This window comes from Flavisphingomonas formosensis, assembly GCF_009755815.1.
In the GTDB taxonomy this organism is placed as follows: domain Bacteria; phylum Pseudomonadota; class Alphaproteobacteria; order Sphingomonadales; family Sphingomonadaceae; genus Flavisphingomonas; species Flavisphingomonas formosensis.
This window is the reverse complement of sequence record NZ_WRPK01000001.1, coordinates 950,562-969,421: the sequence shown is the minus strand read 5'-3', so window position 1 is coordinate 969,421 and position 18,860 is coordinate 950,562. Positions and strand designations below refer to the sequence as shown.

The 18,860-nt window shown below is 67.1% G+C and carries 16 protein-coding genes; 9 read left to right on the top strand and 7 right to left on the bottom strand.

What is annotated here, in order from left to right:
* The first annotated feature begins 25 nt into the window (after positions 1–25).
* From GQY20_RS04725 to GQY20_RS04710, 4 genes are all read left to right on the top strand, one after another.
* Entirely contained in the window at positions 26–2,281 is a 2,256-nt protein-coding gene (locus GQY20_RS04725; RefSeq protein ID WP_157215841.1) for a GumC family protein, read from the top strand.
* A gap of 36 nt (positions 2,282–2,317) precedes the next feature.
* On the top strand, positions 2,318–3,532 hold the full coding sequence (locus tag GQY20_RS04720; protein WP_157215840.1) for a hypothetical protein: 1,215 nt from the start codon (positions 2,318–2,320) through the stop codon (positions 3,530–3,532).
* Between the two features lie 25 nt (positions 3,533–3,557).
* The gene (locus GQY20_RS04715; protein ID WP_157215839.1) at positions 3,558–3,785 is read left to right on the top strand and encodes a hypothetical protein; all 228 of its coding nucleotides are present in this window, start codon (positions 3,558–3,560) and stop codon (positions 3,783–3,785) included.
* A gap of 75 nt (positions 3,786–3,860) precedes the next feature.
* A complete protein-coding gene (locus GQY20_RS04710; protein WP_157215838.1) occupies positions 3,861–4,235 on the top strand; it encodes a DUF427 domain-containing protein in 375 nt (124 codons plus the stop codon).
* A 17-nt stretch (positions 4,236–4,252) separates the two neighbouring features.
* Here GQY20_RS04710 and GQY20_RS04705 read toward each other — a convergent pair whose 3' ends face one another.
* On the bottom strand, positions 4,253–5,011 hold the full coding sequence (locus GQY20_RS04705) for a class I SAM-dependent methyltransferase (RefSeq protein ID WP_157215837.1): 759 nt from the start codon (positions 5,009–5,011) through the stop codon (positions 4,253–4,255).
* An 82-nt stretch (positions 5,012–5,093) separates the two neighbouring features.
* Here GQY20_RS04705 and GQY20_RS04700 point away from each other — a divergent pair, with 82 nt between their 5' ends.
* Positions 5,094–5,882: an MmyB family transcriptional regulator gene (locus GQY20_RS04700; protein WP_157215836.1), complete on the top strand. Its 789-nt coding sequence runs from the start codon at positions 5,094–5,096 to the stop codon at positions 5,880–5,882.
* Positions 5,883–6,117: 235 nt separating this feature from the next.
* On the top strand, positions 6,118–6,813 hold the full coding sequence (locus tag GQY20_RS32995) for a TonB family protein (RefSeq protein WP_157215835.1): 696 nt from the start codon (positions 6,118–6,120) through the stop codon (positions 6,811–6,813).
* Here GQY20_RS32995 and GQY20_RS04690 read toward each other — a convergent pair.
* Positions 6,801–7,565, bottom strand: coding sequence for an AraC family transcriptional regulator (locus tag GQY20_RS04690; protein ID WP_157215834.1), 765 nt, complete (start codon positions 7,563–7,565; stop codon positions 6,801–6,803). The two genes, GQY20_RS32995 and GQY20_RS04690, sit on opposite strands and share 13 nt — an antisense overlap.
* An 88-nt stretch (positions 7,566–7,653) precedes the next feature.
* Here GQY20_RS04690 and GQY20_RS04685 point away from each other — a divergent pair, with 88 nt between their 5' ends.
* Complete coding sequence (locus GQY20_RS04685) at positions 7,654–8,859, top strand: MFS transporter (RefSeq protein ID WP_157215833.1); 1,206 nt, start codon at positions 7,654–7,656, stop codon at positions 8,857–8,859.
* Here the strand turns inward: GQY20_RS04685 and GQY20_RS04680 are convergent, their stop codons facing one another.
* The gene (locus GQY20_RS04680; protein ID WP_157215832.1) at positions 8,860–9,702 is read right to left on the bottom strand and encodes a LysR substrate-binding domain-containing protein; all 843 of its coding nucleotides are present in this window, start codon (positions 9,700–9,702) and stop codon (positions 8,860–8,862) included.
* A 77-nt stretch (positions 9,703–9,779) separates the two neighbouring features.
* Here GQY20_RS04680 and GQY20_RS04675 point away from each other — a divergent pair, with 77 nt between their 5' ends.
* Positions 9,780–10,316 (top strand): DinB family protein, encoded by a 537-nt coding sequence (locus GQY20_RS04675; protein WP_157215831.1) that lies wholly within the window; start codon positions 9,780–9,782, stop codon positions 10,314–10,316.
* Positions 10,317–10,323: 7 nt separating this feature from the next.
* Here GQY20_RS04675 and GQY20_RS04670 read toward each other — a convergent pair whose 3' ends face one another.
* From GQY20_RS04670 to GQY20_RS04660, 3 genes are read right to left on the bottom strand one after another with little or no spacing between them, the layout of a single operon-like run.
* Positions 10,324–11,853 (bottom strand): DHA2 family efflux MFS transporter permease subunit, encoded by a 1,530-nt coding sequence (locus GQY20_RS04670; protein ID WP_157215830.1) that lies wholly within the window; start codon positions 11,851–11,853, stop codon positions 10,324–10,326.
* A 9-nt stretch (positions 11,854–11,862) separates the two neighbouring features.
* Entirely contained in the window at positions 11,863–13,038 is a 1,176-nt protein-coding gene (locus GQY20_RS04665) for an HlyD family secretion protein (protein WP_157215829.1), read from the bottom strand.
* A complete protein-coding gene (locus GQY20_RS04660) occupies positions 13,031–14,530 on the bottom strand; it encodes an efflux transporter outer membrane subunit (RefSeq protein WP_157215828.1) in 1,500 nt (499 codons plus the stop codon). Before GQY20_RS04660 ends, GQY20_RS04665 begins: the two co-directional genes overlap by 8 nt.
* Before the next feature lie 87 nt (positions 14,531–14,617).
* Between GQY20_RS04660 and GQY20_RS04655 the strand changes: the two genes are divergently transcribed.
* Positions 14,618–15,256, top strand: a complete 639-nt coding sequence (locus tag GQY20_RS04655) for a TetR/AcrR family transcriptional regulator (RefSeq protein ID WP_157215827.1) — start codon at positions 14,618–14,620, stop codon at positions 15,254–15,256.
* 39 nt (positions 15,257–15,295) lie between these two features.
* Here the strand turns inward: GQY20_RS04655 and GQY20_RS04650 are convergent, their stop codons facing one another.
* Entirely contained in the window at positions 15,296–18,787 is a 3,492-nt protein-coding gene (locus GQY20_RS04650) for an error-prone DNA polymerase (protein ID WP_157215826.1), read from the bottom strand.
* Positions 18,788–18,860 lie beyond the last annotated feature (73 nt).

The window sequence follows — 18,860 nt, the reverse complement described above, 5'->3', positions numbered from 1 at the left end:
AATCGGTATTCAGTCAGGTGGGTATATGACCGACACGAGTGTGAACGCGACGGGTGAAGACCGCCCCTGGAACGGGACGCGGAGCTATGCCGGCAGGTCCGGCTATGTCGATGCGGGGGGTGATGGCGATGCCGACGAGGGCGGCTTCAGCATCAACGTTCCGCTGATCCTCGGCACGCTGCGCCGCAATGCGGTGCCAATCGCTGCCATCATTGCGGTGTGTCTGCTGCTCGGCATCGTTAAGACGCTGCTTTCGACGCGCATCTACCGCGGCTCCTCGGTCGTCCAGATCGAACAGCAATCGGCCAACATCGTCGACACCCAGTCGATCGAGAGTGCGACCCCCATCGCCGATTCCTCCCGCTTTCTGCAGACCCAACTTGCCATCCTCAACAGCCGCTCGCTCTCCGAGCGGGTGGCCGAGCGGCTGAAGCTCTTCAACAACAGCTTCCTGGTGCAGATGGGCGGATCCGGCATCAGCGCCGATCCGAAGTCGCCGCAGGGCCAGCAGACGCTGCGCGATGCGGTAGTCGGTCAGCTGCGCGCGCACATGTCGGTCGATCTGCCCGGCAACAGCCGCGCCGCGACGCTCAGCTTCGACTCCCCGGATCCGAAGCTGTCGGCCACGATCGCGAACGGCTATGCCGACGCCTATATCGCCAACAATCTCGAGCGTAAGTTCGACAGCTCGGCCTATGCCCGCTCCTTTCTAGCGCAGCAGCTGGTGACCACCCGCCAGCGCCTTGAGGATTCCGAGCGCAACGCGATCAACTATGCGCGCGACAACGGCCTGATCATGAGCGCCGGCGGCGGCAGCGCCACGAACGGCACGGACACGACCGCCAGCGGCTCGCTGACGACCAACACGCTGATGCAGCTCAACTCGGCCTATGGCGATGCGCGCACCGAGCGCATCAAGGCGGAACAGCGCTGGCAGGCGATCCAGAAGATGCCGCTGATGGACATTCCGGACGTCATGTCCAACGCCGCCATCCAGTCCATGCTGCAGAAGAAGGCCGACCTGCGCGCCCAGCTCCAGGAGCAGAAGCAGCGCTACAAGTCCGACCATCCGACCATCGTGCAGCTCAACGCGCAGATCGCCGAGATCGACGCGCAGATGACGCGCATGGCCACCGACATCAAGAACGGCTTCTACCAGACGTATCAGGTCGCGCTGAAGCAGGAAAACTCCTTCGTGGACTCGGTCTCCAACGCACGCGGCGATGCGCTGAAGGAGCAGGGCAAGGAAATCCAGCTCAACATCCTGCGGCGCGAGGTGGATACCAACCGCACCCTGTATGACGGCCTGCTGCAGCGCTTCAAGGAACTGAGCGCGGTTGCCGGCATCGAGAGCAACAATCTCTCGGTCATCGACCGTGCGGACGTGCCGAAATCGCCCATCCAGCCGAAGCCGCTGGTCAACATCGCGGTGGCGCTGCTCGTCGGTGTCGCCCTGGCGGGTCTGTTCGTGATCGGCCGCGAGATGCTGGACGATGCGATCCGCACGCCGGAGGACGTCCGCCGCAAGCTGGGGGTGCCGGTGCTCGGCACCATCCCGGTGCTCAAGGGCGGCCAGTCGGCGATCGACGAGATCAACGATCCGCGCTCGGGCCTCTCGGAAGCTTATTATTCGCTGCGAACCGCGCTCGAATTCTCCACGCCGGAGGGCTTGCCGCGGGTGCTCACCTTCACCTCCAGCCGGCCTTCGGAAGGTAAATCCACCTCCGCGATCGCCACTGCGCAGAATCTCGCGCGCATCGGCAAGAAAGTGCTGCTGGTCGACGCCGACCTTCGCCTGCCCTCGCTGCACCGCCAGCTTCCGTTCAAGAACAATGGCGGCTTCGTCAGCGTGCTGACCAACCAGAACCCGCTTGAGACGGTCGTCCAGAAGTCCGACAATTCGAACATGGACTTCCTGTCGTCCGGCCCGCTGCCGCCGAACCCGACGGATCTGCTTACGAACTACGCACTGCAGCGCTTCTTCCAGAGCGCGCTCGAGCATTACGACATCCTGATCGTCGACTCCCCGCCGGTCATGGGTTTCGCGGACTCGCTGCAGATCTCGTCGATGGCAGAAGGCGTGGTGTTCGTGATCGACTCCAACGTCGGCCATCGCGGTGCCACCAAGATCGCGCTGCGCCGCCTGGCCGCGAGCCATGCGCCACTGCTGGGTATCCTGCTGACCAAGTTCGATGCCGAGGCGAGCGGCTACGGCTATGGCTACGGTTATGGCTACAGCTACAGCTACAGCTACGGAAATCAGCCGAGCAAGGCGAGCTGAGGCGGCAGTCCAGACAGGCGGCAGGGCGGCAGACCCATGGCATCCGGCCTCATTCCACGGATCGGCCTGGGCGTTGTGGGCATCGCGCTCGCCGCCCTGGCCGTCAGCGTCAACCTCGGTTTCCAGAAGCTCAGCGACGACGATCCCGAAGCCGCGGTGGGCTTCATGCCCTGGGGCGCTGCGGCCAATGCGGGGGCCGCCGAGGACGCGCTGAAGGCGCAGCAATATGATGCGGCCAATTTCTACGCCGCCCGCTCGCTCGACCGCACGCTGTTGAACGTCAAGGCGCTGCGGACCCTTGCCCTTGCCCATGCCGGTCGCAATCCCAACGACGGCATCGTCGGGCCAGGCATGATGCTGGCCGGCCAGCTCGGCTGGCGCGATACCCCGACCCAATATTGGCTGATGATAGCCGCGCTCCAGGCGGCCAATTATCCGGCCGCGATGCAACGGGCCGATGCGCTGATGCGGCGTGATCAGGGCACCGATCAGGTGCTGGCGATCCTGCGCCAGCTAGCGAACGATCCGGACGGGCTGCACGCGATCCTCGACACGCTCGAAACCCAGCCCAACTGGCGGCAGGCGCTGTTCCAGATCGGCGCGACGCCGTTGTCCGCCCCCGAGGCGTCCGGCATGGAAGCCATCGTCAACGCGCTGCAGAAAACGACGACCCCTCCGTCCCGGCACGAGCTGTGGTATTATCTCGACGGGCTGATGCGCGCGCGTGACTATGATCGCGCTTATCGCGTGTGGCAGACCAGTCTCAAGGGTCACGCGACGGGCTGGCCGTACGACCCCCATTTCACCGCCGCTGCGGTGCTCGCCAGCCAGATCGCCGGCCCGAATGCCGATCAGATGCCGTTCGAATGGAATTTCAAGACAGATCAGGCGAGCATGCCGCATTTCGGCCCGAAGGGGACGGTAATCCTCGACGGCAATTATGATCTGATCGCGAATTTCCTGTATCAGACGATGCACCTGGCGCCAGGTGCCCACCGTCTGGCGATAAATGTTTCGGGCCGGAAGGATCAGCTCGATACGCTACAATGGAAGCTGGTGTGCCTGCCCGCGCGCAAACAGCGGCTCGGCATGCCGATCATGACACCTGCACCGGGCGCGACGCTGGTCAACTTCGATTTCACCATACCGACCGACGACTGCGCCTATCAGCAGCTGAGCCTGACGATCAGCCCGCCGGTCGAATCCGGCGACACCTCCCTCACGATCAACAGCGTTGCGATCGCCGGATGATCGCAGCAGCGACGGCGGAGCCCGCATGACCGACCATCACGCCATTCGCGGATATCTGACGATCGGGCCGCATCACCTGCCCGAGGCGATGTCGCTCGCCGCCGCCCTGACCGAGATCGAGCCGCTCGACGATGCGGCCCGTGCCGCGGCCAGCTTCTCCGGCGGCCCCTTCCCTCTCGCAGGGCTGGAGAGCAAGGAGACGCTCGACGGCGCGGACCTCACCGCCCTGCTGAAGGCCGCTCGCGCTGGCTGACCGGCTGCGCGGCGCTTGCAGCGCACCCGCCACATACCCATTTCTGCCATCACCCGTCCCATTGGGGAGAGCATGATGAGCAGCAGGCCTCGGCTGGTTCCCGGCCCCGATCACCCCATCACCGTCACGCCCGGTGACACGCATGTCGTGATCCGCGTCGGCGATCGCATCGTCGCCGACAGCCGCAGCGCGCTGACGCTGAAGGAATCACACTATCCCGCGGTGCTCTACATCCCGCGCAGCGACGTCGACATGACGTTGCTCGAACCGAGCACCCACCGCACCTATTGCCCCTATAAGGGCGACTGTTCCTATTTCAGCATCGCGATCGACGGCGAACGCCGCAGCGACGCGGTCTGGAGCTACGAGCATCCCTTCCCCGCCGTCGCGGAGATAAAGGACCATCTCGCTTTCTATCCGGACCGCGTCGACAGCATCACCATCGGATAGGCCGATCTCAACGGCGGTCAGATCGCCTCGATCGCCACCGTGTCGATGGTGAAGGAGCCGTCCGCTTCCAGCGCGAAATGCCCCGCCACGTCGGCCGAGGCTAGCGACTGGAGCGAACGGATCGCCGCGACGTGCAGTTCGCTGGTCCGCATCCGTGCCGTCCAGCTGGGGAAATCCATGCGCAACCGCAAGCTGCGCAGATCGCGGATCTCAAAACCCGCCCGGCCCAGCGCTGCGATCCACTCGCTCACCCGATAGTCGCGCACATGCGAGGGATCGCGCAGCAGCTCGACCGCCTGGAGATGCATGTCGAGGCTCGGCCGCTCCGGCGCGACGACGTCGACGAACAGCGCCGGAGCGCCCGACGCCAGCACGCGCCGCGCCTCACGCAGCCCCGCCTCGAAATCGCGCCAGTGATGCGCCGAGAAACGGCAGGCGAGCAGATCGAAGGCGGCGTCCGCGAACGGCAGCGCTTCGGCCGGCGCGATCTCGCCCGCCACATTGGCGAGCCCCTTGCCTTCTGCCGTCGCCAGCACCGCGGCGACCATCTCCCCGGCCAGGTCGGAGGCCGTCACCCGCCCCGCCTGCCGGGCGAGGCGATAGGCGACATGGCCACCGCCCGTGCCGAGATCGAGCGCATGGGCGGGCCGCGCCCGTGCCGCGACCTGCTCGATCCAGTCGAGATCCTCGCCGCCGGCATGCACGCTGCTCTCGACATAGGCGGCGGCCTGCTCGCCGAACTGGCGGCGGACGATCATATCATGGGTCTGGGTCATGGTCGGCTCCTTATCCGCCATCGTGATGCGCCTGGCTTCACCCTGTTACAATATGCGCGTTTATCCTGGTATAAGCTGTGCCATGCAGACGGACGAACAACGCATGCTGCTCGGCGCCTTCGTGCGCGCCCGGCGGGAGGGGCTGCGGCCCGAGGAGCCCGGACGGCGCCGCCGGACGCCGGGCCTGCGCCGAGAGGAGCTGGCCGATCGGGCCGGGATCAGCGTCACCTGGCTGAGCTGGATCGAGCAGGGCCGCACCGTGCGCGCCTCCTCCGAGGCGCTGGCCCGGCTCGCCGCGGCGCTGCGCCTGACGCGGGCCGAACGCCTCTATCTGTTCGAGCTTGCCGGGCGGCACGATCCGGACAATCCCTTCGCAGGCGGCGGCAGCGATGCGCCCGCTTCGATCCGCGTGCTGGTCGAGGCCCTGCCCCACCCCGCCTACGGGCTCGATCCCGCCTGGAACATCTGCTGCTGGAACGCGGCCGCAGCGCGGCTGCTCGTCGGCCTGCTCGATCGCGCGGAGGGGCATCGCAACCTGCTGCGCTACGTCTTCACCGATGCCGCCGCACGGCAGCTGCTGCCAGACTGGGAGGCGCGGGCCAGCCGCATCCTCGCCGAGTTCCGCACCGATTATGGCCGCAATCTCGCCGATCCGCGCGCCCGCGCGATCGTCACCTGGCTCACCGGTGAAAGCGAGCCGTTCCGCCGCGCCTGGGATGCGCAATCGGTCGCCGAGCGCGAGGGCGGACGGCGGCGCTTCGATCATCCCGAGGATGGGCGGCTCTGCTTCCGCCAGCACACGCTGCTCGCCGCGGATCGGCCGGATTTCAAGCTGGTCGCGCTGGAGCCGATGGCCCGGCAGCCGGACTGACTCCGCCGCCCTGCCGGGACGGCTCGTTCTGAGCCTGTTTGAGAATGCGCCAGAGGCGCATTGCGCGACACCACCCTCCACCGGCTCTCCGACGATTCTGCGCATCGCTGAAACCTTAGCCGGTTCCGCTCATACCCCACCCAAGCTCCCAGCAGCATCCCGCATGGGCGGCCGGACGGCTTGCGTTCATTGACCGCCCGCGTCATCGTGAGCCCGCTGTGATAGGGGCCCTGCGATGTTCAGCATGTTGATGATTGCGGCGCTGGAGGTTGCGCAAGGACCTACGGCGACCGACCTCAGTCAACCGCCCCGGCTGCGTAACCCTCAAGCGCCGATCACGGCCTGGGATTACCCAGCAGAGGCTTCGCCTGGGAAAGACTACGGCATCGCAACCATATTTCTGCGTGTGTCGACTGAAGGACGGGTGACTTCCTGCGATGTTACAGAGAGTAGTGGCTCGACTATACTCGACATGACAACGTGTTCTCTACTTAAAAAGCGAGCTCAATTCGAACCTGCGAAGAATGCATCCGGCTCTCCAGTCGAAGGAGAGTATCGATCGGCGATTAGCTGGGGCATAAACGATCACCAGCCTACAACTTCCATCGATATAGAATTACAAGTATCATCTATTCCTCGAAGCTACCGATCCCCTGTTAAAGCTAAAATTATATTTGGCGCGACCGGACACGTTACGACATGCGAAATCACCGCTACTAGCGGCAGCAGTGCGGCGGATCGCGTGGCCTGCACCTACATTACACAGCATGTTGTCATCACTGCTCCCCAGAGTGCGTCCAGAGACATTCCACCGGTAGCGGTGCGGTATCTGACCGCGAGCCTCTCGACACAAGCTGTCGAGACTCCGCAAGGAGGTAAGTCTCCCGTTCCACCCGCAACCTCAATCAGACCAGCTTCTCAGAGCCGGTAGCGGCTCGGCGGCACGCCCAGCACGCGGCGGAACATGGTGGAGAAGCTGGCCGGGCTGTCATAGCCGAGATCGAGCGCGATCGCGGTGACCGGATCGCCCGCCGCCAGCCGCGGCAGCGCCACCGAGAGGCAGGCCTGCTGCCGCCATTCGGCGAAGCTCATTCCCGTCTCCCGCCGGAACAGGCGGGTGAAGCGGCGCCGGTTCATCGCCAGCGCATCGGCCCATGCGTCGATCGTGTCGTTCGCGCGCGGCTCCTCCAGAAAGGCGTGGCAGCGCGCAACCAGCGCCGGGCTCGCCGGGAAGGGCACCGCGAGCGGGATCAGCGGCGCCCGCTCGATCTCGGCGACGAGCAATTGCATCACCAGCCCGTCGCGCCCCGCTTCCTCATATTCCACCGGCACCTCGGATGCCGCGACGAGCAGCTGGCGCAGCAGCGGCGAGATGCCGACCACCCGGCAGGCAGGGCCGAGCGCGCCCGACGCCGCTGGATCGATCAGCACGCTGCGCGTCTGCACCGCACCCACCATGCGGACGGAATGGGGCGTGCCGCCCGGTATCCATACGCCGCGCTCGGGCGGCGCCACCCAGGCGCCTTCCGGCGTGCTGACCGCCACCACGCCGCGCGCCGCATAGAGGAACTGGCCGCGCTGGTGGCGATGCTCAGCCAACTCGAAGGACGGCGGATATTCGTTGCCGACGCCCACCACCGGGCGCGGCACATGCTCGTGATCGTCCGGATAACGCGCCGGCATCGCTGTCCCATTCTCGAAATCGAATGACCCATATTCCGATGCGGGACAGGAAGAAAGCGACTATCGGCTGCTTGCGAGAGGAATGACGATGAGCAAGACGATAGCGCGCAACGATACGGCAGAAGCCGCAGGCGGCACCGTGTTCGGCGTGATCCTCGCGATCAGCTTCTGCCACATGCTCAACGACATGATGCAGTCGCTGTTGCCGGCCATCTATCCGGGGCTCAAATCGGATCTCGGGCTCAGCTTCGGCCAGATCGGCCTCATCACCTTCGTCTACCAGATCACCGCGTCGATCCTGCAGCCGCTGGTCGGCCTCTATGCGGACCGGCGGCCGACGCCGATGGCGCTGCCGGGCGGCACGCTCTTCTCGCTCGCCGGGCTCACCGTGCTGTCCGCCGCGCACAGCTATTGGCTGCTGCTGGTCGGCGCATCGCTGCTCGGCATGGGCTCCTCGGTCTTCCATCCCGAATCCTCGCGCGTCGCGCGCATGGCGGCGGGCGGGCGGCACGGTCTCGCCCAGTCCCTGTTCCAGGTCGGCGGCAATGCCGGCCAGGCGCTGGGGCCGCTCGCCGCGGCGCTGGTGGTGGTGCGCTGGGGCCAGTCGAGCCTCGCCTTCTTCGCGCTGCTCGCGCTGCTTTCCGGCGCGGTGCTGTGGAACGTCGCGCTCTGGTATCGCCACCACGGTCTCGGCCGGCTGAACGCGAGCCGGCGGAGCGGAGGAACGACACCGCTGCCCCGCGGCCACGCCGCGCGCGGCATCGCCATCCTGCTGGCGCTGATCTTCTCCAAATATGTCTATCTCGCCAGCCTGACGAGCTACTTCACTTTCTATCTGATCCACCGCTTCGGCGTTTCGGTGCAGAATGCGCAGCTTCACCTGTTCGTCTTCCTGGCGGCGGTGGCGGTCGGCACGATCGCCGGCGGCCCGCTCGGCGACCGGTTCGGGCGCAAATATGTGATCTGGTTCTCGATCCTCGGCGCGCTGCCTTTCACCCTTCTGCTGCCGCATGCCAGCCTGTTCTGGACGGCGCCGCTGACCATCGTGATCGGCCTGATCCTCGCCTCCGCCTTCCCGGCGATCGTGGTGTTCGCGCAGGAACTGGTGCCCGGCAAGGTCGGCATGATCTCCGGCCTGTTCTTCGGCTTCTCCTTCGGCATGGGCGGGCTCGGCGCAGCGCTGCTCGGCTGGATCGCGGACATGACGAGCATCGAGACGGTCTACCGGCTCTGCGCCTTCCTGCCGGCGATCGGCCTGCTCACCGCCTTTCTGCCGAACGTCGAGCGCGACTGATCAGGCTGCCTGTTCCGCCAACCAGTCGCGGAGCAGACCGACCGCCCCTATGTTGCGCGCGCCACTAACGGGTGCGACCAGATAATAGCCCTCGGGCAGCGTCACGGTGGGGCCGAGCGCGCGGAGGCTGCCGTCGGCGAGATGCGGCGCGGCATAGGCCGCGTCCATCATCGCGACGCCGGCGCCCGCCAGCACGGCCTCCATCGCCTGGCCGCGATTTTCCACGATGATGCCGCGCTCCGGCGGCACGCCGGCCTGCCCCGCTCCCTGCCACCAGCGATGCCAGTCACGGAAGCGCGAGCGGGCGCGGATCGCCACGCTGGCCGGCGAAAGCGGCGGCACCCCCGGCCGCGCAACCGGAAGCAGCGTCTCGCGGAACAACAGCGTTTCGGAAAGGCCCGGCCAGCCGCCGAACCCATGACGGATCGCGCAATCGAAATCGTCGGCGGCAAAATCGATCGGGCGGGTGGAGGTGGCGATGGCAAGCGCGATCGCGGGATGGCGGCGCTGCCAGTCGGCCAGCCGCGGGATCAGCCAGAGCGAAGCGAAGGTAGCGACCGTGCTGATGCGCAGCTCCCCGCGCCGTCGGCGGAACGGCTCCACCGCCGCCTCGATGCGATCGAGCGCATCGCCCATCACCAGCAGCAGAGCGCGCGCATCGTCGGTCAGCTCTGCGCTACGCCCGGCCTGACGGACCAGGGTGACGCCCAGCTGCCGCTCCAGATCCGCGATGCGATGCGACAGCGCCGACCGGGTGACACCGAGCGCAACCGCCGCCGCCGACAGGCTGGCAGCGCGATCGAGCGCGGCGAGCGCCTGCAATCCCTTGACCGACGGCAGCATCGCGACGCCTTCCGATCCGATATGACGGGTGAGATTATCTCACGCTTTGTCGGCCTCCAAAAGCCTATGCTGGCGCCATGATCAAGCCCCTGTTCGAACAGTTCGCCGGCTATAATCGCTGGGCCAATGCCAGGATCTACGAAGCCGCGCTCGCCCTGCCGGAAGAGGCGCTGCGCCGCCCCGTCGGCGTCTTCTTCGGCAGCCTCTTCGGCACGCTCAGCCATTTGCTGACCGCGGACCGGATCTGGCTCAGCCGCCTGACCGGCGAGGGCGAGGCGCCGAAGCGGGTGGATGCGGTCCTGTGCGCGGACATGGCCGATCTCACGCAGGCGCGGATCGCCGCGGATGCGCGGCTGATCGCTTATGTTGCCGCCCGCGACGAAGCCGATTTCGAGGATATCCTCGCCTATCGCACGACGCGCGGCGATCCGCATGAGCAGCGCGTCGCCGATATCCTGCTGCATGTCTTCAACCATCAGACGCATCATCGCGGCCAGGCGCATGGCTGCTGCTCGATCCTCACCGGCCGGGAGCCGCCGCCGCTGGACCTGCTGCTCTTCCAGCGCGGCGCCCCCGCCCCCGATCCGGAGGCGCTGCGCGCCCGGATCGGATGAGATCCGATCAATGCGCCGCGCTGCTATCCACTTCCCGGGTCGGCCGCGGCGAGAGCCAGATCAGCATCGCCGCACCGGCGAAGATCAGCGCCGCCACCAGGAACAGATGGGTGGTGGCCAGCGCCATGCTCTCCTGCTCCACCAGCCGCTCGACGGTGCTGCGCACCTGGCCGAGCGAGAAGCCGCCCGCCTCCAGCGCCGTCTGGGTGGGCACGCTATGCAGCGATCCGACGATCTCGCTGCGGGCGACGCGGGCACTGTCATACCACCAAGTGGACGAGAGCGAGGTTCCGATCGCGCCCGCCATGGTGCGCGCGAAGTTCATCACGCCGGCCGCGGAGGCGGTTTCCTCCGGCTCCACCGCGCCGAGCGCGATGATCGTGGTCGGCACGATGAAGAAGGGCAGGCCGAATCCCTGCATCAGCTGCGGCAGCGCCAGCGTCCAGAAATCCGCGCCGCTCGTCCAGTGCACGCGCATCAGCGACGCAAGGCCGAGCCAGAGTATGCCGAGGCACACCAGCAGGCGCGGATCCACCTTTTCGGTCAGCTTGGCGACGATCGGCGACATCACCACCGCGGACACGCCGGTGAAGGCCGTCACATAGCCCGAATAGGTGGCGGTGTAGCCGAGGCTCGACTGCAGCCATTGCGGGATGATCACCATCGTCGAGAAGAAGGCGCCGAACGCGAAGGACAGGCTCGCCACGCCGACGCTGAAGCCGCGATGGCGGAACACCCGGAGATCGACGATCGGCTGCGTTTCGGTGAGCTCCCATGCCAGGAAGACGAGGAAACCGATCGCCGCAATCACGGCGAGCGCGACGATGAAGCCGTCGCCGAACCAGTCATGCTCGCGGCCGAGATCGAGCATCACCTGCAACGCGCCGATCCACAGCACCATCAGCGCGAGGCCGATCCCGTCGACAGTCAGCCGCTGTGTCGGCGTCTCCGCCTGCGACAGCAGCCGTAGCGCGCCGAATGCACACAGCGCCACGACCGGCACGTTGATGAAGAAGATCCAGTTCCAGGACCAGTTGTCGCTCAGCGTGCCGCCGAGGATGGGACCGATCACGGGCGCGACGACGGTGGTCATCGCCCAGATCCCCATCGCCTGGCCCTGCTGCTCCTTGGGGAAGATGCGCAGCAGCAGCGTCTGGCTGAGCGGCATCAGCGGCCCGCCGCACAGCCCCTGCCCGACCCGGCACAGCACGATCATGGCGAGGCTGCCGGAAAGGCCGCACAGCACCGAAAAGACGCCGAAGCCGATCATGCCGACGATGAAGGTGCGTACCGCCCCGAACCGCCCGGCGAGCCAGCCGGTCAGCGGCACGCAGATCGCCTCGGCCACCGCATAGGAGGTGATGATCCACGTCCCCTGCGACGAGGAGATGCCGAGCGAGCCGGCGATGTGCGGCAGCGAGACATTGGCGATGGTGGTGTCCAGCACGACCATGAAATTGGCGAGCGCGAGCACCAGGCCCGCCAGGAGCAACGGGACACCGGTCAGCGCCGGCAGCGCGTCCTTGTCCTGGGTCATGCGGGCGGCCTAGTTGGAGGTGTCGATCTCGGCCGTCATCGACAGGCCGACGCGCAGCGGATGCGCTTCCAGTTCCGCGGGATTGAGCGCCACGCGCACCGGCAGCCGCTGGACCACCTTGATCCAGTTGCCGGTCGCATTCTGCGCCGGGATCAGCGCGAAGGATGAGCCGGTGCCGCCGGAGAAGCCGACGACGCGGCCATGATAAGTCACGCGGCCGCCATAGAGATCCGAGGTGAGCGTGACCGGCTGGCCAGGGCGCACCGCCGAAAGCTGGCCCTCCTTGAAGTTCGCATCGACATAGAGCTGACCCACCGGAACCACGCGCATCACCGTGGCGCCCGGCGCGATCCGCTGGCCGACCTGGACCGATCGGCTGGTCACGATGCCGTCCACCGGCGCGCGGATCACGGTGCGCGACAGATCGAGGCGCGCCTGACGCACGCGCGCCTCGGCGGCGAGCACGTCGGGATTCGTGGTGACGGTGCTGCCTTCGATCAGAGCGTTGTTCGCCGCGAAATCGCCGAAGGCGGCGCTGCGGGTCGCCTCGGCCTGGACGACGCCGACCTTCGCCTGCTCCAGCGCGGCGCGCGCGGACGCCAGCGCATTGGTGGCGCTGGTCAGCTCGTCGCCGGAGACGGCGCCATTGGCCGACAGCTTCTGCCGCCGATCGAAATCGATCTGGGCTTTCTGGTAGGCGGCCTGGGCGGCGGCGAGCTGTGCGCGCGAACGGGTGATCTCGGCCGCGCGGGCCTGCACCTGCGCCTGCAGGGCCTGGCTGGTCGCGCTGGTCTGGCCGAACTGGCGGCGGGCCTTGGCGAGATCGGCCTCGGCCTGGCTCAGCGCGATCTGCGCATCGCTGTCGTCGAGCCGAACCAGCACGTCACCGCGCTTCACCTTGTCCGTGTCCGATTTCAGCACGGCGGCGACCTGCCCGGCCACCATCGGCGTCACCTCGGCGGTGTCGGCGCCGACATAGGCATTGTCGGTCTCGACATGGTGGCTGCCGATGGCGACATACCAGCCGCCATAACCGACGCCGGCCAGCAGCACCGCACCGGCGATGCCCGCGAGCAGCTTCTTGCGGCGATCGGCCATCGCGGGTGCAGATTTCGGCACGGCTTCGGGCGCGACCTCCAGCGGGATGGAGCGGCTGGGGGCGGTGGGGAGATCGGCTTCAGCCATGATCGCTATCCTTGCTGGTCTGTTCGGCAGCGGACGCGGCCGGCGGGGCGAAGCCGCCGCCAAGCGCGCGCACCAGCGCCACGTCGAGGGTGAAGGCACGGGCCTTGAGGTCGGTTACGGTGCGCAGCGCCTGGAGGGCGCGGTCCTGCGCGGTCAGCTCGTCGAGGAAGGTGGAGAGGCCGCCCTGGTAGCGCTGGCGGGCGATGGCGTAGGCCGCCTGGGCATCGTCCAGCGCCTGCTGCGATTCCGCCAGCCGGGTCGCCAGCGCGTTGCGGCTGACCACCGCATCGGCGACCTCGTGGAAGGCGTCGGCGACAGCGCGGTCATAATTGGCGACCGCCTCGTCATAATCAGCGCGCGCGCCGCGATAGCGCCCCTGGATCTCGCCGCCGTGGAAGATCGGCAGGCTGAGCGCAGGACCGGCATTGCCGAAGACCGATCCGCCCTTCAGCAGATTGGCGAAGCCGAGCGATTGAAAGCCGATCGCCGCGCTGAGATTGACCGCAGGATAGAAAGCGGCGCGGGCGACCTTGATCCGGCTGGCCGCCGCCTCCACCCGCATGCGCGCCGCGATCACGTCCGGCCGGCGGCCGATGAGGTCGGTGGTGACGTCGGCGGGCAGGCCCCGTGCAGGCACGATGGCGCGCGGCGCCGCGATCGCCAGGCCGCGATCCGGCCCCTTGCCGAGCAGCGCGGCGAGGCGATTGCGCGTCAGCCCGATCTGCTCGTCAGTCGCGGCGAGATCGGCGCGCGCGGCCGGGACGGCGGAGCTCGCCTGCTTGAGCTCGGCCTGGGTATCGAGGCCGGTGGTCACGCGATCGGCGGTGAGCGCCGCCGTCTGGCTGCGGATCTCGAGCGCGGCAAGCTGCACCTGCCGCTCCGCGAACAGCCGCGCCAGATCGGCATAGGCGTCCGCAATGTTGGTCGAGAGTATCAGCGCCGCCTGTTGCCGCTCCAGCCGGGCGACTTCGGCATCGGACAGCGCGGCCCGATAGGCGGCCCGGTTCGCGCCCCACAGGTCCAGATCGAAATTGAAATCGGCGGCGACGCGCCCCGTATTCTTCCAGCCGTGCGGCACGAAATCGGCGGGAATGCCGTTATGATAGCTCTGCTTGGCGACGCCGGCGCTGCCCTCCGCGTCGAGCGTGGGCAAACGCGCTGCACCCGAAACCTGTGCCGCCGCTTCGGCTGCGCGCAGCCTGGCCGCCGCGGCGGCCAGATCCGGCGCTTCGGCAAGCGCTTCCGCGATCAGCGCGTCAAGCTGGGCATCGCCATAGGCCTGCCACCAGGCGCCCGCCGGCCAGTCGGCCGCGGCGGTAGGGCGCGCGGCCGGAGAGGCCGGGGATGCCAGCGTCCGCTCCGCCGCGAAATGCGAAACGGGCGCGATCGCCGGAGCCGGGCCGAGCTTCGGCATCGGGGCACAAGCGGGCAGCAGCAACAGGCCGACAAGCGACAGCCCGCTGCCCCGCATGGAGCGCAGTTGAATTGTCATGAATCAAAACCGTACTTAGTGGTACGATTCGTGATTGCCTCAGCGCGATGCTATTGTCAATGCAAATTCGTACTCTATGGTACAGCTATGAACGATACCGATAAGCCGACAATAAGCCGGCGCGAACAGAGCAAGCAGAACCGCCGCGACGCCATCGTACAGGCCGCCCGCGCCTCGTTTCTCGAAAATGGCTATGCCGGCACCTCGATGTCGGCGCTGGTCCATACGCTCGGCGGATCGAAGCAGACATTATGGTCCTACTTCCGATCCAAGGAGGAATTGTTCGCCGCGGTGATAGAAGAGGTCACGTCATCGTTCCGGGCCGAGCTATCCCAGCTGCTTACCGGATCGGATGATTTGCAGCGCAGCCTGCTCGATTTCTGCCGCAGTTTCCTGCGCCGGCTCGACGCGGACGATGCGGTGGCGGCCTGGCGGCTGGTGGCGGGCGAGAGCGGCCGTTTTCCCGAGGTCGGCCGCATCTTTTACGAACGCGCCGTGCGCCTGACCGAAACGACGCTCGCGCAATTCCTGGCGCGCTTCATCGCCAGCGGGGAATTGCGCGAAGAGAGCGCGCCGCGCATGGCCGAACTGCTGCTGGGCCTGTGCGCCAGCCGCCAGAACAAACGGCTCTGGGGCGTTGGCACAGGAGACGAGGCCAGTCGCGAAGCCGACGCCATCGCCTATTCCGGGATGTTCCTGCGCGCCTTTGCCCGCGAGAAGGGGTGAGGCGAGGCACGGCGCGATCGCCGATCGCGCCAGCCACGCTCAATGGAAATCGCGCGATCCCGGCAGGATACGGACATTGCGAGGATGGCGTGCCATTCCGGCAGGCGGGACAGGCGACGACGCGTCCTCGTCGCCATGCGCCAGCTGCGGCTGCAGCGTGCCGCGATCTGTGATGCGGTGGAGCAGATCGCTGCGATCGACGACGCGTGCCGCCATCAGATGGACGACGCCCTCCGGGCTGCGCTGCACCTCGCCTTCCACCTCCATCAGGCGGGAGGCCATTACAGGGCGGCGGAAATGCTCGAACAGCCGCGCCCAGATCAGCACGTTGGTGATGCCGGTCTCGTCCTCCAGCGTCACGAAGATCGCATTGCCCTTGCCAGGCCGCTGGCGGACCAGCACGACACCGGCAGCGCGCACGCGGGCGCCGTTGCGGCTCTCGGTCGTCTCCCGGCAGCTCAGCACGCCTTCTTCCGCCAGCACCGGGCGCAGAAAGGCCATGGGATGGCCGTTCAGCGAGAGGCGCGTCGCCTGATAGTCGATCGTCACCTGTTCGGCATGGGGCATCAGCGGCAGCGCCATGTCCGGCTCGACGCCCAGCTCCGTGCCGCCTGCCGCGGCGAACAAGGGCAGCTCGGCATCGGGCGTGCGGCGCACCTCCCACAGCGCATCGCGGCGCGAGAGGCCGAGCGAGCGGAAGGCATCCGCATCCGCCAGCAGGCGCAGCGCACGTTGCGGCAGCGCGGCACGGCGGGCCAGCGTCTCGATCGAGGCATAGCCGTTGCCGCGCGCGGCGGCGAGGCGATCGGCCCAGTCCTGGCGGAAGCCGTCGAGCTGGCGCAGTCCCAGCCGCAACGCGAAGCTGCCGTCGCGACGTGGCGTGCGCTTGATCCCCGGCATCGCCATCTCGTCGTCCGGCGCGATCCTGGGCGGCAGATGCGGCTCCAGCCCATTGTCCCAACCGCTCGCATTGACGTCGATCGGCAGCACCTCGACGCCATGCAGCCGCGCATCGCGCACGATCTGCGCCGGCGCATAGAAACCCATTGGCTGGGAATTGAGCAAAGCGCAGGCGAAGACCGCCGGATAATAGCATTTGATCCACGATGAGACATAGACCAGCCGCGCGAAGGACAAAGCATGGCTCTCCGGAAAGCCATAGCTGCCGAAGCCTTCAATCTGCTTGTAGCAACGCTCGGCGAAGTCGCGATCGTAACCGCGGCCGACCATGCCCTCGATCATCTTGTCGCGAAATTTGTGAATAGTGCCGACGTTGCGGAAGGTCGCCATCGCGCGGCGAAGCTGATTGGCTTCGGAAGGTGAGAAGGCGGCCGCGACGATCGCGAGCTTCATCGCCTGCTCTTGAAAAAGCGGTACGCCATAGGTCAGGCCGAGCAGTTTCTTGAGCTCATCCTTGTCGTGCGGCGGCTTCGGCGAAGGAAAATCGGGCTTCTCCTTTCCCATGCGTCGCCGAAGATAGGGATGCACCATGTCGCCTTCGATCGGCCCGGGCCGGACGATCGCGACCTGCACGGTCAGATCATAAAGGGATATCGGCTTCAGCCGCGGCAGCATATTGATCTGCGCGCGACTCTCGACCTGGAACACACCGATGCTGTCGCCCTTGCCCAGCATCTCGTAGACTACCTGATCCTCCGCCGCGATATCGACGGTGAGATTATGCTCGCCGAGCCCGTTCGCGCTCATCAGCTCGAAGGCCTTGCGGATGCAGGTCAGCATGCCGAGCGCGAGCACGTCGACCTTCATCAGCTTCAGCGCATCGATATCGTCCTTGTCCCATTCGATGAAGGTCCGGTCCGCCATCGCCGCATTGTGCAGCGGCACCGTCTCGTCGAGGCGGTCCTGGGTCAGCACGAAGCCGCCGACATGCTGCGACAGATGGCGCGGAAAGGGTGCGACGAGCAGTTGGTCCATGATGAAGCGCAGCCGCTCGATCTCGGGATTGGCGATATCGAAGCCGGCTTCGGTGAAGCGGCGATCCTCCATGTCGCCGGAATGGCTGCCCCAGACGGTGCCGGCGAGGCGGAGCGCCACATCCTCGCTCATGCCCAATACCTTCGCCACCTCGCGCACCGCACTGCGCGAGCGGTAATGGATCACCGTCGCGGCGATGCCGGCGCGGTGGCGGCCGTAGCGGCGATAGACATATTGCATCACCTCCTCGCGCCGCTCATGCTCGAAATCGACGTCGATGTCGGGCGGCTCGTTGCGATCCTCGGAAACGAAGCGCGAGAAGAGCAGATCATGCTTCATCGGATCGACCGAGGTGACGCCGAGCAGGAAGCAGACGATCGAATTGGCGGCCGAGCCCCGCCCCTGGCACAGGATCGGCGGATCCTGCGCGCGGGCGAACTTCACCAGATCGTGCACCGTCAGAAAATAATAAGCGTAATTCTGCTTGCGGATCAGTGCGAACTCCTCCGCGAGCGAGATTTGCACCTTGTCCGGCAGGGCCGCGCCATAGCGGGCATGCGCCGCCTCGGTGACGAGGTGCTCCAGCCAATCATTGGGCTCCCAACCCTCCGGCACGGGCTCGTGCGGATATTCGTAGCGGAGCTGATCGAGGGTGAATTCGATCCGGCCGATGAACCGGATCGTCTCCGCGATCGCCTCCGGACAGGCGCGGAACAGGCGCGCCATCTCGGCCGGCCCCTTCAGATGGCGCTCGGCATTCACCTCCAGCCGCCGCCCCGCATCGGCGATCGTCGTGCCGAGGCGGATGCAGCTCAGCACGTCGTGAAGCGGGCGCTGTTCGGGGCGGGCATAGAGCGCATCGTTGGTAGCGAGCAGCGGCACGCCGGCCTCCGCCGCGATTCGCCGCATGCGCGCAAGGCGGCGGGCATCGTCCCCGCGCCGCGCCATGGCGACGCCAAGCCACACCCGCCCCGGCGCCGCCTCCGCCAGCCGCACGAGCGTGAGCCCGAGCCCGTCCGGCGCGGCGGGCGGCACCAGCGAGAGTGCGCGGCCGGGCACCGGCGCCCGGCCGAAATCATAGGCGACGGGATGGCGATGCGCATCCTCCGCCTCCGCGCTGGACGCGGGCAGTACGATGAGCTGCAGATCCTCGATATGCTCGACGAGATCGGCGAAGCGCAGGATGCAGCTGCCCTTCACCGCGGCGAGATTGCCGCGCGTCAGCAACCGGGTGAGCCGTCCCCAGCCGTAACGGGTGGCGGGATAGGCGACGATGTCGGGCGTGCCGTCCGCAAACACCAGCCGCGCACCGACGATCAGGCGCAGATCGGTCCTGCACCCGGCTTCTTCCTCCGCGCTCAGTGTCTCCGGCTCGCCCCTCGCCTTCTTCGCCTCGCGCAGTCGCGAACGCGCGCGCTCGGGCGCATCGCGCAGCGCCACATAAGCCCGCACGACGCCGGCCACCGTATTGCGATCCGCGATGCCGATCGCCGCCATGCCCGATGCGATCGCATCGCCGACCATGTCCTGCGCATGCGCCGCGCCGCGCAGGAAGGAGAAATTGGTCGCCGCGACCAATTCAGCGAAGGGGGTCATTTTTCATCCTCCCTAAAGGGGGAGGGGGACCGTTCGCGAAGCGAATGGTGGAGGGGCCGCCGCTCACTGCAAG

Coding starts and splice junctions, on each gene's coding strand:
- GQY20_RS04725 (WP_157215841.1), top strand. CDS start 26: ATGACCGACACGAGTGTGAACGCGACGGGTGAAGACCGCCCCTGGAAC.
- GQY20_RS04690 (WP_157215834.1), bottom strand. CDS start 7,565: ATGCCGGCGCGTTATCCGGACGATCACGAGCATGTGCCGCGCCCGGTG.
- GQY20_RS04665 (WP_157215829.1), bottom strand. CDS start 13,038: ATGGCTGAAGCCGATCTCCCCACCGCCCCCAGCCGCTCCATCCCGCTG.
- GQY20_RS04650 (WP_157215826.1), bottom strand. CDS start 18,787: ATGACCCCCTTCGCTGAATTGGTCGCGGCGACCAATTTCTCCTTCCTG.
- GQY20_RS04720 (WP_157215840.1), top strand. CDS start 2,318: ATGGCATCCGGCCTCATTCCACGGATCGGCCTGGGCGTTGTGGGCATC.
- GQY20_RS04655 (WP_157215827.1), top strand. CDS start 14,618: ATGAACGATACCGATAAGCCGACAATAAGCCGGCGCGAACAGAGCAAG.
- GQY20_RS04710 (WP_157215838.1), top strand. CDS start 3,861: ATGAGCAGCAGGCCTCGGCTGGTTCCCGGCCCCGATCACCCCATCACC.
- GQY20_RS04675 (WP_157215831.1), top strand. CDS start 9,780: ATGATCAAGCCCCTGTTCGAACAGTTCGCCGGCTATAATCGCTGGGCC.
- GQY20_RS04680 (WP_157215832.1), bottom strand. CDS start 9,702: ATGCTGCCGTCGGTCAAGGGATTGCAGGCGCTCGCCGCGCTCGATCGC.
- GQY20_RS04670 (WP_157215830.1), bottom strand. CDS start 11,853: ATGACCCAGGACAAGGACGCGCTGCCGGCGCTGACCGGTGTCCCGTTG.
- GQY20_RS04705 (WP_157215837.1), bottom strand. CDS start 5,011: ATGACCCAGACCCATGATATGATCGTCCGCCGCCAGTTCGGCGAGCAG.
- GQY20_RS04660 (WP_157215828.1), bottom strand. CDS start 14,530: ATGACAATTCAACTGCGCTCCATGCGGGGCAGCGGGCTGTCGCTTGTC.
- GQY20_RS32995 (WP_157215835.1), top strand. CDS start 6,118: ATGTTCAGCATGTTGATGATTGCGGCGCTGGAGGTTGCGCAAGGACCT.
- GQY20_RS04715 (WP_157215839.1), top strand. CDS start 3,558: ATGACCGACCATCACGCCATTCGCGGATATCTGACGATCGGGCCGCAT.
- GQY20_RS04700 (WP_157215836.1), top strand. CDS start 5,094: ATGCAGACGGACGAACAACGCATGCTGCTCGGCGCCTTCGTGCGCGCC.
- GQY20_RS04685 (WP_157215833.1), top strand. CDS start 7,654: ATGAGCAAGACGATAGCGCGCAACGATACGGCAGAAGCCGCAGGCGGC.